16 protein-coding genes are annotated in these 17,746 nt (G+C 44.6%); 3 read left to right on the top strand and 13 right to left on the bottom strand.

Annotated elements, in window-relative coordinates:
* Positions 1-59: 59 nt before the first annotated feature.
* Genes pcaF through paaA form a run of 10 tightly spaced genes read right to left on the bottom strand, consistent with a single transcriptional unit; the run spans position 60 to position 8,437 of the window.
* Positions 60-1,262 carry a 3-oxoadipyl-CoA thiolase gene (gene pcaF, locus PSF67_RS07125; protein ID WP_102138790.1) on the bottom strand — a complete coding sequence of 401 codons (1,203 nt, stop codon included), beginning with the start codon at positions 1,260-1,262 and terminating at the stop codon, positions 60-62.
* The gene (paaI, locus tag PSF67_RS07120) at positions 1,259-1,699 is read right to left on the bottom strand and encodes a hydroxyphenylacetyl-CoA thioesterase PaaI (protein ID WP_206276022.1); all 441 of its coding nucleotides are present in this window, start codon (positions 1,697-1,699) and stop codon (positions 1,259-1,261) included. Before paaI ends, pcaF begins: the two co-directional genes overlap by 4 nt.
* The gene (locus PSF67_RS07115; protein ID WP_272676691.1) at positions 1,696-3,246 is read right to left on the bottom strand and encodes a 3-hydroxyacyl-CoA dehydrogenase; all 1,551 of its coding nucleotides are present in this window, start codon (positions 3,244-3,246) and stop codon (positions 1,696-1,698) included. Before PSF67_RS07115 ends, paaI begins: the two co-directional genes overlap by 4 nt.
* 2 nt (positions 3,247-3,248) lie before the next feature.
* Positions 3,249-4,043 (bottom strand): 2-(1,2-epoxy-1,2-dihydrophenyl)acetyl-CoA isomerase PaaG, encoded by a 795-nt coding sequence (paaG, locus tag PSF67_RS07110; RefSeq protein ID WP_206276020.1) that lies wholly within the window; start codon positions 4,041-4,043, stop codon positions 3,249-3,251.
* A 2-nt stretch (positions 4,044-4,045) separates the two neighbouring features.
* On the bottom strand, positions 4,046-4,819 hold the full coding sequence (gene paaF / locus PSF67_RS07105) for a 2,3-dehydroadipyl-CoA hydratase PaaF (RefSeq protein WP_102138794.1): 774 nt from the start codon (positions 4,817-4,819) through the stop codon (positions 4,046-4,048).
* Positions 4,820-4,827: 8 nt separating this feature from the next.
* Complete coding sequence (gene paaE / locus PSF67_RS07100; RefSeq protein WP_210844110.1) at positions 4,828-5,886, bottom strand: 1,2-phenylacetyl-CoA epoxidase subunit PaaE; 1,059 nt, start codon at positions 5,884-5,886, stop codon at positions 4,828-4,830.
* Positions 5,887-5,896: 10 nt separating this feature from the next.
* On the bottom strand, positions 5,897-6,406 hold the full coding sequence (paaD, locus tag PSF67_RS07095; protein WP_102138796.1) for a 1,2-phenylacetyl-CoA epoxidase subunit PaaD: 510 nt from the start codon (positions 6,404-6,406) through the stop codon (positions 5,897-5,899).
* Positions 6,407-6,410: 4 nt separating this feature from the next.
* Positions 6,411-7,169 (bottom strand): 1,2-phenylacetyl-CoA epoxidase subunit PaaC, encoded by a 759-nt coding sequence (paaC, locus tag PSF67_RS07090; protein WP_272676690.1) that lies wholly within the window; start codon positions 7,167-7,169, stop codon positions 6,411-6,413.
* Positions 7,170-7,179: 10 nt separating this feature from the next.
* Positions 7,180-7,467: a 1,2-phenylacetyl-CoA epoxidase subunit PaaB gene (gene paaB, locus PSF67_RS07085; RefSeq protein ID WP_004262911.1), complete on the bottom strand. Its 288-nt coding sequence runs from the start codon at positions 7,465-7,467 to the stop codon at positions 7,180-7,182.
* A 31-nt stretch (positions 7,468-7,498) separates the two neighbouring features.
* A complete protein-coding gene (gene paaA / locus PSF67_RS07080; RefSeq protein WP_272676689.1) occupies positions 7,499-8,437 on the bottom strand; it encodes a 1,2-phenylacetyl-CoA epoxidase subunit PaaA in 939 nt (312 codons plus the stop codon).
* 322 nt (positions 8,438-8,759) lie between these two features.
* On the opposite strand from paaA, the gene paaZ reads away from it, so the two are divergent.
* Positions 8,760-10,823: a phenylacetic acid degradation bifunctional protein PaaZ gene (gene paaZ, locus PSF67_RS07075; RefSeq protein ID WP_195698035.1), complete on the top strand. Its 2,064-nt coding sequence runs from the start codon at positions 8,760-8,762 to the stop codon at positions 10,821-10,823.
* Between the two features lie 63 nt (positions 10,824-10,886).
* Positions 10,887-11,684 (top strand): class I SAM-dependent methyltransferase, encoded by a 798-nt coding sequence (locus PSF67_RS07070; RefSeq protein ID WP_269140433.1) that lies wholly within the window; start codon positions 10,887-10,889, stop codon positions 11,682-11,684.
* A 49-nt stretch (positions 11,685-11,733) separates the two neighbouring features.
* Here the strand turns inward: PSF67_RS07070 and PSF67_RS07065 are convergent, their stop codons facing one another.
* From PSF67_RS07065 to proP, 3 genes are all read right to left on the bottom strand, one after another.
* The gene (locus tag PSF67_RS07065) at positions 11,734-12,045 is read right to left on the bottom strand and encodes a monooxygenase (protein ID WP_102138801.1); all 312 of its coding nucleotides are present in this window, start codon (positions 12,043-12,045) and stop codon (positions 11,734-11,736) included.
* A 79-nt stretch (positions 12,046-12,124) separates the two neighbouring features.
* Entirely contained in the window at positions 12,125-13,540 is a 1,416-nt protein-coding gene (gene phrB, locus PSF67_RS07060; protein WP_210848658.1) for a deoxyribodipyrimidine photo-lyase, read from the bottom strand.
* A 95-nt stretch (positions 13,541-13,635) separates the two neighbouring features.
* A complete protein-coding gene (gene proP, locus PSF67_RS07055) occupies positions 13,636-15,138 on the bottom strand; it encodes a glycine betaine/L-proline transporter ProP (RefSeq protein ID WP_102138803.1) in 1,503 nt (500 codons plus the stop codon).
* Positions 15,139-15,962: 824 nt separating this feature from the next.
* Here proP and poxB point away from each other — a divergent pair.
* Positions 15,963-17,687, top strand: a complete 1,725-nt coding sequence (gene poxB, locus PSF67_RS07050) for a ubiquinone-dependent pyruvate dehydrogenase (protein ID WP_102138804.1) — start codon at positions 15,963-15,965, stop codon at positions 17,685-17,687.
* The last annotated feature ends 59 nt before the right edge of the window (positions 17,688-17,746 follow it).

Raw genomic sequence — 17,746 nt, 5'->3', positions numbered from 1 at the left:
GTATAAGCCTGAGCAGGTGTAGGGTTTCAGGCTGTTTTTTATTTGTAATAAGACGTTGTTCAGACTCGTTCAATAATCATTGCTATCCCTTGGCCAACGCCGATGCACATGGTGCATAATGCATAACGACCTTGTTTGCGGTGCAGCTCATTGATAGCAGCAATAACAAGCCTTGCCCCACTCATTCCAAGTGGATGACCTAGCGAAATTGCCCCTCCGTTAGGGTTAACGTGTGAGGCATCATCAGGTAAACCAAGCCCCCTTAAAACGGCAAGTGCTTGTGCGGCAAAGGCTTCGTTTAATTCGATAACATCCATTTGTTCGATGGTGAGCCCTGCCATTTTTAATACTTTTTGCGAAGCAGGCAGCGGGCCGATGCCCATCAACCTTGGCTCGACTCCACAAGTAGCTGTAGCGATGATACGAGCCCGTGGTGTTAACCCTTGCTGCTTGGCAATCGTGTCGGATGCGATAATCAGTGCGGCAGCCCCGTCATTAACACCGGAGGCATTACCCGCTGTTACCGTTCCGTTATCGCGAAATGGCGTTTTTAGTTTTTGTAGTTGTTCAAAAGTCGTTTCTGCTCTTGGGTGTTCGTCTTCGCTGACGACGTATTCACTTTTACGCTGTTTGACCGTAACAGGGATGATTTCTTGCGCAAAAATGCCGCTAACTTTTGCAGTTTCGGTACGTTGTTGGCTGCGCAATGCAAAAGCATCTTGGTCTTCACGGCTAATTTTGTAGGTTTCAGCCACATTTTCCGCAGTTTCTGGCATCGAATCTGTGGAAAACTGTTGTTCCATTAGTGGGTTGATAAACCGCCAACCAATAGTGGTATCAAACACTTGCGCTTGGCGTGAGAATGCAGATTCTTGTTTGCCCATGACAAACGGTGCTCGGCTCATGGACTCAACACCTCCGGCAATCATCAGCCCAGACTCCCCAGCTTTGATGCTTCTTGCCGCTAATGCAATGGCATCTAGCCCAGAGCCACATAGGCGGTTAATGGTGGTTCCAGAAACGGAAACAGGGAGCCCGGATAACAGCCCAGCCATACGTGCCACATTACGGTTGTCTTCTCCTGCTTGGTTTGCGCAACCCAAAATAATGTCATCAGTCAATGACCAATCAAGTTGTGGGTGCCTCTCCATTAGGGCTTTTAATGGCACTGTGGCAAGGTCGTCAGGACGTAATGGTGACAAAGCGCCACCGTAGCGGCCAATTGGGGTGCGGACACCATCACAAATAAACGCATCTATCATGATTGTTCTCCTGTTAAACGATGGCCTAACCGATGAGAACGACCGTGGAATAGCGCGAGTGTTTTGCCATCTTGGTTCGTTATCTCGACTTCATATAAACCGTTGCGTTTGCCTTGGTGTTGCATTGTGGCGGTGGCGGTTAGTAAGTCACCTTCAAAACCGGGACGAATAAAATCAATGGAACACATTGAGGCAACAGCGGCATGCCCTTGGCTATTACAGGCGTAGGCAAATGCAGTGTCGGCAAGGCTAAATAACTGCCCACCGTGGCAGGTTTTATGACCGTTAAGCATTTTTGCTGTGATAGGCATTTTCAATTGCGCAAAGCCCTCTTCGACTTTTTCAATGGACATACCCATAGCTTTTGCGCATGCATCATCACGGTACATAATGTGAGCTGATTGCTGAGCTAGCGTCTCGTTTGGCAGTGAAATCATGGTATCTCCTTGAAAGTTAAAGATTGATAACCCGCTGCTAATTGCCTTAAAAGCGGGTTCGGCCGATAACGGGTGTCCCCATAAAACTGAGCCAAATTTTCAAGAACTGACAGCACGCGTTGCCAGCCTAGTTGCATACCCCAAGCAAGTGGGCCTTTGGGGTAATTCACCCCAAAACACATGGCATTATCGGTATCTAAAGCAGTTGCTATCCCCTTATTGACGATATCTAACGCTTCATTGCATAACATCGCGACCGTTCTCATGGTTAACAGCGCTGGGTAGTCGGGTAATACAATCACGTGTTTCCCTAATGATTGAAAAAACGCGATAGCTTGCTGGTTTTGTTGCGCATTATTTTGTGCTGCACAGCTTAACGTGATGGTTGTTGCGGCAAGGTAATTTGCCGATAAGTCAAAATGCACGACGGCTTGTTTTTGTGTTTGCGCATGTGATGATGTCAATTCACCATTCGTTAACATAATAATAACGTCATTAACAATAAGTGTCGGGGATTGTTCGGAATGTTGTGTTAATCCTTCGAGAGAGATCCCATTTTCAGTTAAAAGCTGCGCAAACTCAGGAAATATCTGCCAATCGCCACGAGCTTTTATATTTTGAGGTTGGTCAAGGTGGATTTTTTCTGCAACGGAGGGTAAAGGTTGAGGTTTATTATCATCATAATGATAAAACCCTTGCTTCGATTTACGGCCTAAATGACCAGCTTGGACTAATTCCAATTGCATTAATGAGGTTTGAAAGCGTGGGTCATAGCCGAAGGCCTGAAATACCGACTCAGTCACTGCATAGTTCACATCATGGCCAATCAAATCAGTTAGTTGTAATGGCCCCATAGCGAAACCCCCTGCGTCACGTATTGCGCTGTCTAATGTGGCAGGAGACGCAATTTGTTCTTCAAGGGCACGTAATGTTTCAGCGTAGAATGGTCTGGCGACACGATTAACAATAAAACCAGGAGTTGAACGACAAACTACAGGCACTTTTCCAAATGATAGTGTCAATTCTTTCAGCTGTTTTATCACTGTATCTGATGTTTCTAGCCCACGGATCACTTCAACCAATTTCATCACGGGAGCAGGGTTAAAAAAGTGTAACCCTGCAAGGCGCTCAGGATGTGTGAGTTGTTTACCGATTGAGGTAATTGATAAAGATGAAGTATTACTAGCAAAAATGGTTTTTTCGTTACAAATGCCTTCAAGTTCACTGAAAATAGCTTGTTTGATTTCAAGTTTTTCAGCAACAGCTTCTATTACCAATTGTGCATCCGACAGTGCCGAGAGACTTTTTGCCACTGCAATTTTTGCGATAATCGCCTCAGTGACCTCGGGTTTTGCTTTTCCTTGCTCAACACGTTTGCGTAAACGCAGGGTCATCGTTGACAGACTATGGTTTAAGACATCTTGGTTAACATCAAACAACAAGACACGTAAACCCGCGCTCGCGGCAACTTGCGCTATACCAATCCCCATGGTTCCAGCGCCAATTACCGCGACGGTGTTGATGGTTAAATTCAAAGGTAAGGTCATGATTATCTTCCTTTAAACTGTGGTTCACGTTTATTTAAAAAAGCATTAACCCCTTCGCGATAATCTTCACTTCTCCCGCCAAGGCGCTGTAAGTCACGCTCAAGGTTGAGTTGCTCATCAAGAGTATTAGTTGCTGCGGCATAAATGGCCTTTTTGATAAGCCCTAAGCCATAAGTAGGTTGGGTTGCAAGGTGTTGTGCAAGCTGTTGAGCGGTATTAATGAGTTCTTCATTTTCAGTCACCTGCCAAATCATTCCCCACTGTAATGCTTGTTCTGCACTTATTTTGTCGCCTAATAACGCCATCCCCATTGCTCGTGCATGGCCTGCTAACTGAGGTAAAAACCAGCTCCCCCCTGAGTCAGGAACCAAGCCAAGGCGGCAAAAAGATTGAATAAAATTGGCACTTTTTGCTGCGATAACAATATCGCCCACGAGTGCAATGGCAGCGCCTGCACCTGCGGCAACACCATTGACCGCGCAAATAATCGGTTTCGGTAGTGCGGTTAGGCGACGGATCAAGGGGTTATAGTAAGTTTCAACGGAGAACCCGAGGTCGGGCGCTTCACTTCCCACGCTTACATTGCGATCATTTAGATCTTGTCCGGCACAAAATCCACGGCCTGCGCCAGTGATCACTAAACAGCGTACGGTTTCATCGCGTTCTGCTATTTTGATCGCTTCACTGAGCTGGCGATGCATTTCATCATTAAAGCTATTCAATCTATCAGGGCGATTGAGAGTGACGGTGAGAACCCCATTTTCTAACGTAGTGAGGATCATTGCTTCATTGGTCATGATTATTGTCCTGTAAATTGAGGTTTTCGTTTTTCGAAGAATGCCTCGATCCCTTCACGTCGATCGTTCGTCCCCGCTAAAGTCACAAAGTATTGGCGCTCAAGTTGTAACCCTTCGGTAAGGTGGTTTTCTTGAGAATGCACCAGTGAGGCTTTTGCGGCTTGTACGGCTAAAGGCGCATGCATCGCGATGCGCTCTGCCAGTTTTTGGGCGCGTTCTAGCACTAATTTATCCACACAAATTTCACTGATTAACCCTGCTTGCAACGCATGTTTTGCACTGATCGGTTCACCCGTTAGTACCATTTGCATGGCGAGGGATTTGCCCACCGCACGGATTAAACGCTGTGTTCCTCCCGCGCCTGGCATTAAACCCAGAGTAATTTCGGGTAACCCGAAGCGAGCGGACTCACCAGCAATAATGATGTCGCTGGCGAGTAATAATTCAAAACCTGCCCCTAGAGCATAACCATTCGCAGCACTAATAATGGGCTTTGATATCATCGATAACCTGCGCCAAACTTGGGGACGTTTATCGGTGATCGCGTTAGCAACGGTTTGTTGCTGTAGTTCTTTAAGGTCGGCACCGGCCGCGAAAAAACGCGGATTGCCGGTGATCACGATCGCCCCGATCTCATCATTTATTTGTGCTTGTTCGAGGTGCTGAACCAGCAACTCTAAACAGGCGGTGCTCAGGGCATTACGCACTTCTGGACGGTTTAACGTGAGAGTCAAAACTCGGTTATGTTGTTGTGATAAAATCCAATGGTTTTCCATTACAGCTCCTACACGTCAAAGTCTAGAACAACACCATCGCCTTTTGGCCACGCTTGGCAGCTAAGGATGTACCCCGCAGCGATTTGGTCAGGCTCAAGGCTGTAATTGACCCCCATTTCCACTTCACCAGAGCGCAATTTACATTTGCAGGTTGCGCAAACGCCCCCTTTACAGGCGTAGGGTAAATCCGCGCCTTGGCGCAGTGCGGCATCCAAAATACTGTCATCTTGGCTATCCATGGCAATATCCATGGTTCTGCCATCAAGGTGAATACTGACTTGGCGTGTTTCGCTAGTCATGGCGGTTGCGGGTTTGAATTTGGTGCCTGAAGTGTTGAAACGCTCGGTGTGAACATATTCCTTTGGCATGCCATAGCCGACTAAAGTGTCATGCACTTCATCCATCATGCTGTCAGGCCCACAAATAAACGCTCGGTTAAATTGTTTAAAATTCAATAAGGTTTTGCCCAATGCACTGAGCTGCTGTTGGCTAATTCTGCCACTGAGTAGTTCGCTATCCTGTTGTTCTTGGCTAAATAAATAGAGAACTTGAAAGCGTGTAGAAAAACGGTTTTTCAGGTCTGCGATGCTTTCTTTAAACATCACAGAGCGGCTATTGCGGTTACCATAAATCAACACAAAACTGCTTTTTGGCTCAGTTTGTAATGTGGCTTTAATGATGGAGAGCAATGGTGTGATCCCAGAGCCTGCAGCAACGGCAAGGTAGTGTGCGTGGGTATCTGCCTCTGGCTGGTAACCAAATTGCCCTTGGGGAACCATGACATCAAGGCTATCGCCAACTTGTAGCTCTTGGTTAACGAAATTAGAGAAGCGCCCTTCGTAAATGGCTTTCACCCCAATTTTTAGTGTGTTTTCATCCGGTGAACTGCAAATGGAATAACAGCGACGTAGGCTTTCGCCATTAATAGAGGCCTTCAGTGTGAGATGTTGCCCTGGGCGGTAATGATATTGCTCTCGTAATGCATCTGGTACGTTAAAAGTAATGGCGACAGCTTCAGGGGTGTCACGCTCAATGGCAGCAATACTTAAACGATGAAATACAGTCATATGGGTGCCCCTAAATACATTTAAAGTAATCAAACGGTTCTAAGCATTCAGTGCATCGATACAATGCCTTACATGCAGTGGAACCAAATTCACTAATTTTTTCGGTCTGCTCGCTGTCACAACGTGGGCAACGAACCGCACCTTTGTGTTCTGGGTGCTCGCAGGACGTACCTTGTGGTGGTGCGATACCGAATTCACGCAAGCGCCTTTTCGCGTCCTGATTCATCCAATCTGTTGTCCAAGCTGGGGTTAACAGAATTTCGATGTCGATGTTTGGAAAACCGGCATTACCTAGAACAGTTTTGATTTCATTGATTAAAAATTCAGTTGCTGGGCAACCTGAGTAGGTAGGTGTAAAAATAACTTTCCAACCCTGAGCCGCAGGTAGCACATTGCGGATCATGCCGAGATCAGTAATAGAGAGTGCGGGTAGCTCAGGATCGGGTATTTGGTGAAGCTGTTGCCAGATCTGGTGAACCTGGGGCGATTGAAGCTCGCGATATTGCAGTCTCTGTTCCATAACATCACCACTGGCTGTTCGGGTAAGCGCGTTGCACAAACTGCAATTGCGTTAATAACAAGCCCAAGTGTTCTGTATGGCTGCCTTGCTTGCCGCCTAAGCGATACGCGTTTTTCTCCGGTATAGTGAGGGTCGCTTCAGTGAATGTTTCGTTAATGGTGTTAACCCATGCGGCTTGTAAAGTGCGCGGGTCAACGGCGATACCTGCTTCGCTGAGTGTGATTTCAACGTCATCAGCATGGAAAAGTTCGCTAGTGAAACGCCATAGCTCATTGACTGAACGTTGGATCCGTTGATGGCTTTCTTCACTGCCATCTCCTAAACGGATCATCCAACCACGGCTAAAACGCAAGTGATAAACGGCTTCTTTGAGGGATTTCTCTGCAATGGCTGACAGTTGTTCATCACGGCTATGAATTAGCGCTTCATATAATGGAACATGATAAGCATCCATAAAAAATTGGCGCACTAGAGTGTCATCAAAGCCATTGTTGGGTTGCTCAACCAGTAATAAATTGCTGAACTCTCGTTCATCGCGCAAAAAGGCAAGGGTGTCTTCATCACACCCAGCCCCTTTTAATTGCGCGGCATAGCTTAAAAAGTTACGCGCTTGCCCTAGCAAATCTAAGCCGATATTCGATAGCGCTAGGTCAATTTCGAGCTCAGGGGCATGGCCGCACCACTCGCACAGGCGCTGCGCTAAAACTAAGGGGGTATCGCCAAGGCGTAATGTGTAATGGTGGAGCTGTTCTTGTTGGTTCATGGCAAGCTCCTTACATATTTTTGATGCCATCAGGGATGGTATAGAAAGTTGGGTGACGATAGACCTTGGTGTCCGCAGGGTCGAAGAACGTACTTTTGTCTTCGGGCTGTGAGGCAATTAAATGTGCGGCCTTCACCACCCAAATTGAGCAGCCTTCACTACGTCTTGTATACGCATCGCGTGCATTTTCCAGTGCCATTTGGTCATCAGCAGCATGTAAACTGCCAACATGGCGATGCGCAAGCCCTTGCTTACTACGGACAAAAACTTCATATAAAGGCCAATCTTGATTGCTCATGGTGTTTTCCTTTTCGTAAAATGGTCAGTGATTAAGCCGCAGTTTTAACGGATTTTTGTTTACGGCTATGTGCCATTGCACCTTCACGTACCCATGCGCCGTCTTCCCATCCTTTGCGCTTAGCGCTAAGGCGTTCGTGATTACAAATGCCATTGCCTTTAATCACCTGATAAAACTCTTCCCAATCGATTTCACCAAAGCGGTAATGACCAAGTTCTTCATCCCAAACCAGATCCGGGTCAGGGATCGTCATACCTAGCGCTTCCACTTGCGGAACAGTGTTATCAACAAACTTTTGTCGTAGCTCATCATTACTGAAACGCTTGATTTTCCAAGCCATGCTTTGAGCGCTGTGCGGGGAGTCAGAATCATTGGGGCCGAACATCGTGAGGACGGGCCACCAAAAGCGGTTTATCGCATCTTGCAGCATCGCTTTTTGTTCATCGGTGCCTTCTGCGAGTGCCATAACAGCTTCATAACCTTGGCGTTGGTGAAAACTTTCTTCTTTACAGATTTTCACCATCGCTCGTGCATAAGGGCCATAAGAGGCACGGCACAGTGCTACTTGGTTCACAATTGCCGCACCATCGACTAACCAGCCAATTACGCCAATATCTGCCCAACTTAACGTGGGGTAATTGAAGATGGAGGAGTATTTCATTTTTTCATCAAGTAACTTTTGGTAGATATCTTGACGAGAGCAACCAAGGGTTTCGGCAGCGCTATATAGATATAAACTGTGGCCTGCTTCATCTTGAATTTTGGCCAGTAAAATCGCTTTCCGACGGAGTGTCGGGGCGCGTGTCAGCCAATTTGCTTCTGGCAGCATGCCGACGACTTCTGAATGGGCATGTTGGCCAATTTGGCGGATAAGGTTCTGCCGATACGCATCGGGCATCCAATCCTTGGGCTCGATGGAAATATCGGCTTCGATTTTGGCTTCGAAGTTAGCCTGATTTTGCTCGCTCATTGATCTTTCCATTAAGTGATTCGGTTATGTTTTATTTTGTATGAATAATGAATCATATATATTTAACATCAATGCTAGAAACTGTTAACAAAAAGATCAATGTTTATTAACCCTGTTTTGCGAGTGGCTTCACAATCAATAAATTAAACTCAAATAAAAACAATTAGTTAATATTATTTATTTTTATATGGTTTTGATGGAAATAAGCATTTAAGACAAAATTGTTCTTAATTTGTTAAATTTAAATTAGCTTCTATGCTTATTTTTATGATACATATTTGTCATCTAATTTGATTTGGTGTTTTTATTTCTGGAGAGGAATATGCAGCATTTAACAAGTTACATTATGGGTAAATGGGTACAAGGTGAGGGCGCAGGGCGAAAAATTCACCATGCACTAACGAATGAAACCTTATATACGGTGACGACTGAAGGGTTGCCGTTAGCAGAAAGCTTACAGTATGGCCGCCAAGTGGGAGGCGAAATATTGTCAGCGATGACATTCCAGCAACGCGGGCAGATGCTTAAGGCACTCGCAAAATATCTACTGGAACATAAAGCGCAGTTATATGCGATTTCGGCTCAAACTGGCGCAACAAAAGCGGATAGCTGGGTAGATATCGAAGGGGGAATTGCCACACTGTTTTCTTATTCGGGTCTCGCTAACCGTGAGCTACCAGATGACACGATTTGGCCAGAAGAAGAAATGATCCCGTTATCGAAACAAGGGCAATTTATTGGCCATCATATTTTAACGTCTCGCCGTGGCGTTGCCCTGCACATTAATGCATTTAACTTCCCTTGTTGGGGAATGTTAGAGAAACTGGCGCCAACATGGCTTGCTGGCATGCCAGCCATCATCAAACCTGCAACCGCCTCAGCACAGTTAACACAGGCGATGGTGAAGTTAATGGTTGATAGCGGCTTGGTACCTGATGGCGCAATTCAACTGGTTTGCGGTGGTGTTGGCGATATGTTTGAACACCTTGATTTTGAAGATGTGGTGACTTTTACAGGGTCCGCTAGTACAGGGCAAAAGCTGAAATCGCATCCACGTATTATTGCCAAATCAGTGCCTTTTACAATGGAGGCGGATTCACTGAACTGTGCAATTTTAGGCGATGACGTTCAGCCAGAGCAGCCTGAATTTGCTTTATTTATTAAAGAAGTCGCTCGTGAGATGACCGCGAAAGCAGGCCAGAAGTGTACCGCGATCCGCCGCGTTATCGTGCCCAAAAATCAGCTCGAAAATGTGAAGCAGGCATTATTGAAACGCTTATCCGCTACAACAGTGGGTGACCCTGCGGTTGAAGGGGTCAGAATGGGGGCATTGATTAACTTAGAACAGCGCCAAGACGTACAAGAGAAAGTAAATTATTTACGTGATCATGGCTGTGATGTCTTATGTGGTGGGCAATTCGAAAAGCTGGATGTGATTGGTGCAGATAGCCAACATGGGGCTTTTTATCCACCAACGTTGTTGTATTGTGCAGAGCCTTTTAAATCTACAGCAGTACATGAAATCGAGGCTTTTGGTCCAGTCGCCACGTTAATGAGCTATGAGAATATCGAACAGGCGGTGCAATTGGCGATTTTAGGTGGAGGGAGCCTTGCGGGGACGTTAGTCACTGCTGATGCACAAGTCGCGCAAACGGTCATTCGTGCGAGTGCGCGAGCTCATGGGCGGATGCTAATTTTAAATGAAGCATCAGCCGTGGAGTCCACTGGCCACGGTTCACCGCTTCCGCTACTGGTACACGGTGGCCCAGGGCGTGCGGGTGGTGGTGAAGAGCTAGGTGGCTTGCGAGCAGTCAAACACTATATGCAGCGTACTGCCATCCAAGGTAGCCCTTCGATGCTAACGGCAATTACCAAGCAATGGCTCCGTGGGGCAGATACCATCGCTGATGCGGTCCATCCATTCCGTAAACATTTTGAAGATTTAGTGATTGGCGACACGTTACTGACCGCAAGGCGTACCGTTACAGAGGCCGATATTGCTAATTTTGCCTGTCTCAGCGGTGATAATTTTTATGTTCATGTTGATAAAATTGGCGCAGCACAGTCGTTATTTGGTGAACGGATTGCGCACGGCTATTTTGTCGTTTCCGCCGCCGCAGGGTTATTTGTCGATGCTGGTGTTGGGCCCGTGATCGCCAATTATGGCATGGAAAGCTTGCGTTTCATTGAACCTGTAAAAATCGGAGACACCATACAAGTTCGCCTAACGTGCAAGAAAAAGATCAAGAAAACGCAGAAACTTGCTGAAGACAAACCTAATGGCGTTGTTGAATGGGATGTGCAAGTGTTTAATCAGGACGATACCGTTGTGGCGTTGTACAGTATTTTAACGCTGGTGGAGCGTCGTGTTGGGGATTTTCACTAGTCATTATACGGTATGAATTAATTGTCGAGCTAATAGGTGCTTTTTCAATCATTTTCTGTTGTGATGAGGAAATCACCAACTGAATGTAAGGAAACAAAGATGAAAACGCACCACCAAGCGGTTTATCAACAATTTGATGAGCAAGCCAACTCGTATTTAACCAGCCAAGTTCATGCACAAGGTGAAGACTTACTTGTTTTGCAACAATTGCTACAAGGTTGTCAGGACGAGGACGTGCTAGACCTTGGCTGTGGAGCAGGGCATGCCAGCTTCCATGCAGCGCCGTTGGTGAAGTCAGTGACGGCTTATGATTTGTCGGACTCAATGCTCAATGTTGTGGTTAAAAATGCACAAGAACGTAAGTTAAATAATATCACCACCTGCAAAGGGACTGCGGAGTCTCTACCGTTTGATGACAATGGTTTTGACCGAGTGATTAGCCGCTACTCTGCACACCATTGGCACGATGTGGAACAAGCACTGCGTGAGGTGCGCCGAGTGCTCAAACCGGGTGGAAAAGGTATCTTTATTGATGTGGTATCACCAGGGCATCCATTATTGGATATTTACTTACAAACTGTCGAAGTGCTTCGGGATACTTCACATATTCGTGATTATTCCGCTGGGGAATGGTCAGGCATGTTTAATAATGCAGGGTTATTTGTTCAGCGGGTACAAAGTTTCCGTTTAGCGCTGGAATTTACCAGTTGGGTCGAACGGATGCGTACACCACAGGCACTCGTTGAAGCTATCCGCCACTACCAAGGAACATTAAGTGATGAGGTAAAAAGCCACTTTGCCGTGCAAGCAGATGGCTCATTTACCTCAGATGTGATGTTGTTTGAATTTCAGTGCCAATAGTTATTTATTGCACTGAAAATTATTGAACTGAAAATTATTGTACTAAAAATTATTGCACTAAAAACTGCGCTTGGTTCAATTGGCTAAGCGCCTTATTGACTGCAAAAATTTCACCACGTACTTCAGGGACACCGAAAGATTTCAGGCGCGCGCTGTGTTTTTGTAGATATGCTTTGGCATCGGCTTCAGAGGTAAACAGATAAACGCCCCCGGCTTTTTGAGTTTGTTGGTTTTCTGTCCAAATTTTCCACACAAAACCAGGTTCTTGGTTGATTGAATTGGCTAATTCATCCATTGCCGCGGTCATTTCTGCACCCCAAGGCCCTTGATACGGGAAATCAACTTGTAAAATAACGCTCATATCTGCTCCTTATGATTGAAGCGCTATAATAATTCTTAAAGCAAATAATAACTTTGCTATTTATCGTATTTTAAACGATTTATTGCTTCAAACTATTACGCTTACCTGCTTCAAATGCCGCCAAAGTGGCGAGACGGGCTTGTTTATGGTCAACAATTGGTTCTGGATAATTAATCGGTGTACTGCTGAGCACCGCCCATTCATGGGGTGTATGAATATACTTATCGGGAACTTGCTGTAATTCGGGCAACCAATGGCGAATAAAAGCCCCTTGTGCATCAAACTTTTGCCCTTGAGTGGTTGGGTTAAAGATACGAAACCAAGGAGAAGCGTCAACACCAGTCGAGGCAGACCACTGCCACCCACCGTTATTTGCGGCTAAACTGCCATCAAGCAGTTGGCTCATAAAGTATTTTTCACCTTTTCGCCAATCAATCAGTAAGTCTTTGACTAAAAAGCTGGCGACAATCATACGTAGGCGGTTATGCATCCAACCTGTTGTATTTAGTTGGCGCATAGCGGCATCCACTATTGGGTAACCCGTTTGTCCCGTTTTCCATGCTGCAAAATCGGTTGAAGAATCATTCCAGTGAATATGTTGTGTCCATTGAATAAATGGCTGATGGCGACATAGGCGTGGGAATGCCACTAAAAGATGCGAATAAAATTCACGCCAAATTAACTCATTTAACCAAGTGAATGCCCCGCTATCTGGGTAATCCAACACTTGGGGATTTTCTGCTTGTAATCGGTTGAAGCATTGGCGAGGGGACAGCACCCCCACCGCGAGGTAAGGTGATAATTGGCTGGTACCATCAATAGAAGGAATATCTCTATTGTTTTTATAACCGACGACTTTCTGGGAACAAAACTGCCTGAGTCGCGTTAAAGCAGATTTTTCACCAGCAGGAAATTGTGGTGAGTCTTCAATGGGTTGATGCGGAAATAACGGTGAAGCCTTATCAATGTTGATGGCGACCGCTCGTTTTTCTGGGGCGCGCAGTGAACGACAATCTGTCACGGTAAGTTGGGTGATGAAAGCTCGGCGAAAAGGGGTATAGACTTGATACATCTCCCCTTTTTGGGTAGTTACGGAGCCGGGGGGCAGTAATAAATAGTCATCGAAAGCATGGATATGCAACTCATGAGGTTGATTGATTAACCACTCGTCCCGTTGTTTTTCGTTCCATTCATATTGTCGATTAAAAAACAGGGCATCAGCCTGTTGCGCCTTTGCGTAATCGAGTACCCATTGCGCTGCGTCGGCAAAATTAGCCACAGTTTGACAAACCAGTGGAATACCAAGCTCAGCAAGTGAATTCTGCAGTTCAACAAGATTCTGGTGAATGAATGAAATTTGCCGTTCAGCCATATCATGTTGTTGCCACTGCTCTGGTGTTGCCGTATAGAGAGCAATAACCTTAGCTTGAGGATCCACACACGCAGAGGAAAGCGCTTTGTTATCAGTGACCCGTAAATCATTACGAAACCACATAAGATGACAAACTTGTTTGGCTGCCACCGCCTCCCTCCTTGGTTGAAGTTTTTGTTGAAATTAAAACAAAGGGCCGTTTACCGGCCCTTTCATGTTTAATCTAATTTAGGATGCTGATTGATTAAGGATTGGCGTTTTTTCTCAAGCTCAGCAATTTGTTGGTCAATATCTTCAACTTTCTGCTCAATATTGTCAAAGTGCTCGCTAAGAATTTCTTTTGCCTCGGCTTTATCTGATGCCGCAGGTGTTGCACCACGCAATGGTTTATTCGCTGTTTCTGGCATTCTAATACCCGTATATAAACCAATTAAAGCAATCACGATTAAGTAATAAGCTGGCATATATAAGTCAGTGGTTGATTCGACCAACCATGCCGCAACAGTCGGTGTCGCACCGGCAATTAATACTGAAATGTTAAAGGCAATCGCTAACGCACTGTAACGAATATGTGTCGGGAAAATCGCGGGTAAAATGGAAGCCATAACCCCGGTAAAACAGTTCAACAGCACCGCTAAAATTAATAAACCTAGGAAAATTAAGCCAACAGAACCACTGTTGATTAACATAAATGCAGGGTATGCCAATAAAATCAGACCGACACTACCGGTAATAACAAATGGGCGGCGACCAATTTTATCACTGGTTAAACCGATAATTGGTTGAACAAATAACATACCAATCATAATTGCAATAATAATTAGCACACCATGGTCAGTAGAATAATTCAGGTTGTGTGATAAGTAACTTGGCATGTAGGTCAGCAACATATAGTAAGTCACATTAGTTGCGATAACCAAGCCAACACAAATCATCAAGCTTTTCCAATACTTAGTCGCCACTTCACGTACTGAGATTTTTGGTGGATTTTGAATATTGGCTTTATCTTGTTTTTCTAACGATTCAACATGTTGTTGGAACGCAGGAGTTTCTTCCAGTGAATGACGTAGATATAACCCGATGATCCCTAACGGTAATGCTAAGAAGAACGGAATTCTCCAGCCCCAATCATGGAAGTTGGCTTCTCCAACAATGCTCGATATCAGGACAACGACACCTGCACCTAAAACGAAACCAGCGATAGAGCCAAAATCTAACCAACTGCCCATAAAACCACGTTTACGGTCTGGTGAGTATTCTGCAACGAAGATTGCAGCACCAGAATATTCGCCACCTACCGAGAAACCTTGAGCTAACTTAGCAATTAATAACAGAATTGGCGCCCAGATACCGATGCTCTCATAGGATGGGATCAAACCGATACAGAAGGTACTGATTGCCATAATAATAATTGTCATCGAAAGGACTTTTTGACGGCCGTACTTATCACCTAAGATACCGAAAACGACCCCACCTAATGGCCTAACTAAGAAAGGCACGGAGAACGTGGCTAATGCGGCAATCATCTGGACGCTCGGTGATGCGTCTGGAAAGAAAACCTGACCTAGAACATAGGCTAAGAAACCGTATACCCCAAAATCAAACCATTCCATCGCATTACCCAGCGAAGCCGCGGTAATTGCTTTTTTGAGTTTACCGTCATCAATAATAGTAATATCACTAATATTTAACGGTTTTTCTTTTTTTTTCTTGAATCTCATGAAACCATCCTCTTATTTTAATTTCAATAATCGAAACAACAGCACTTAAGATATGGGTTTTCATACATCGGAAAATATAAAACCTTATTATTTAGAATAGACGTTGTTTTCGCAATAGATAAGTTTTTAGTGTTTTTATGTAGCGCTGAAATAACAGGCTAAAGCAGGTATGTAATGGGTAGAGAAATGAGAGTACTTGTGTTGTAAATACAGCAAGAAAACCACCTTGAATTAATAAATACACATTCAATACTACATTAATATCGGATAAATGTAAAATGAAGGTGTTTTATACCAATTCATTTTTCTTTGCAGGGTTTTGTGTTGATGGCTAGACGATTGAGCCGAATATTCGAAAAAATAGAATTTGGATAATAAATGGACTGAAAATAAATTGTTTTAAATCAATTCAATACCATTTCATTTGGCAAGTTTCAGTCTGTCATAAATATATAAGGCTAGCGATTTAATATTGTTGAAATAATGGCGCTGTTGCGATGAATAATATATGAAGATAATCTAATCCTTTTCTGATGCTCTCATTGTATTTAAGTTGTTAATAACTCGCCTGTTTATTTATCTTGTTGCTATCCTCTTCTTTTGATAATAACGGTGGATTATGCTGTTCTGTCTTATATTTAATTTGATGAGTAGGAATGAAGAATTTACTTAGTTACAATCAATTTATTGTCAATATTGAGTTTGATATAAGCGAGTATGACAAGATTCTATTTTGAATGTTGCTATACATCTAAAAAGGTCCCTTTCATATTTTGAACTGCAAGATATCAAGGGTACCACATCCGACTTAAAAGAGTGCCATTATGAAAAAACAGAGTGTTGCATCCTATATTGCAAAAGTACTTGATAATGCAGGTGTTAAACGTATTTGGGGCGTTACAGGAGACTCGTTGAATGGCTTAACCGACAGCTTGCGTCGTCAAGGCGCTATTGAGTGGCTAGGTACTCGCCATGAGGAAGTTGCTGCTTTTGCTGCGGGTTCAGAAGCTCAGTTAACCGGCAATTTAGCCGTCTGTGCGGGCTCTTGTGGGCCAGGAAATATGCACCTTATAAATGGGTTGTATGATTGCCACCGTAATCGAGTGCCCGTATTAGCGATCGCAGCTCATATCCCATCCAGTGAAATTGGTAGTAACTATTTCCAAGAAACCCATCCAACTGAATTATTCCGCGAGTGCAGCCATTATTGTGAAATGGTCTCTAATCCAGAGCAAATTCCACAAGTTCTTGGTATCGCTATGCGTAAAGCGATTCTGAATAAAGGGGTATCCGTTGTTGTGATACCGGGTGATATTGCGCTAAAAGATGCGCCAGAGTCAGCGAAAGAAACGTGGTATCAGCCACAAGCTCCACTGATTATGCCTCAGCGAAGTGAAATCGAAAAACTTGCTGAACTGCTGAATCAGTCTAAGAATATCACGTTATTCTGTGGTAATGGCTGCGCGGGTGCCCATGATGAAGTGGTTAAGCTAGCAGAAACACTAAAAGCACCGGTAGTACACGCGTTACGTGGTAAAGAACATATTGAATGGGATAACCCATACAGCGTTGGAATGACAGGTTTAATAGGTTTTTCATCAGGTTACCACGCAATGATGAACGCAGATACGGTCGTTTTGCTCGGGACACAATTTCCATACCGTCCTTTCTACCCAAGTGAAGCTAAAATCATTCAGGTTGATATTAATGCGGGCAGCTTGGGCTCCCATTGCCATATTGATATGGGGTTGATTGGAGATATCAAAGCGACATTGGATGCGTTACAGCCACACCTAGAGACGAAACAAGAGACAAAACACCTCGACGGTGCTTTGAAACATTATTCAGAGGCTAGAAAAGGGTTAGATGATCTTGCTAAACCGGGTCATGAAGGGTTAATACATCCACAGTATCTTGCAACAAAAATTAGTGAATTAGCCGCTGATGACGCGATTTTCACTTGTGACGTGGGAACCCCGACAGTATGGGCTGCGCGTTATTTGAAAATGAACGGTAAGCGCCGTTTAATTGGCTCTTTTAACCATGGGTCAATGGCAAACGCGATGCCACAAGCTATTGGTGCACAAGCCGTTGATAAAAAACGTCAAGTGGTTGCAATGTGTGGTGATGGTGGCTTCAGTATGCTAATGGGCGATTTTATCTCTCTTTCTCAAATGCAATTACCAGTAAAAATCATCATTCATAACAATGGCGTACTTGGCTTTGTTGCCATGGAAATGAAAGTTGCCGGTTTCTTGACAGCAGGAACGGATTTACATAACCCTAACTTTGCAGCGATTGCGAATGCTGCGGGTATTAAAGGGATCCGTGTTGAAAAAAGTGAAGACCTAGACGGCGCATTAAAAGAAGCGTTTGCCCATGATGGGCCGGTGGTCGTTGATGTCTTGACCGCCAAACAAGAGCTGTCTATGCCGCCAGAAATTGCAGCGCAAGAAGCGAAAGGCTTTAGCCTGTATATGTTAAAAGCGATTATGAGTGGTCGTGGTGATGAAGTCGTTCAATTAGTGAAAACGAACTGGCTACGTTAAATCGATATTGCGTATAGCTGGAAAGCCCACTTCTCAATGTGAAGTGGGCTTTTTTTGAT

Source organism: Providencia sp. PROV076 (genome assembly GCF_028483405.1).
GTDB lineage: Bacteria > Pseudomonadota > Gammaproteobacteria > Enterobacterales > Enterobacteriaceae > Providencia > Providencia huaxiensis.
The sequence above is the reverse complement of the archived record's forward strand: the minus strand, read 5'-3'. Positions and strand labels throughout refer to the sequence as shown.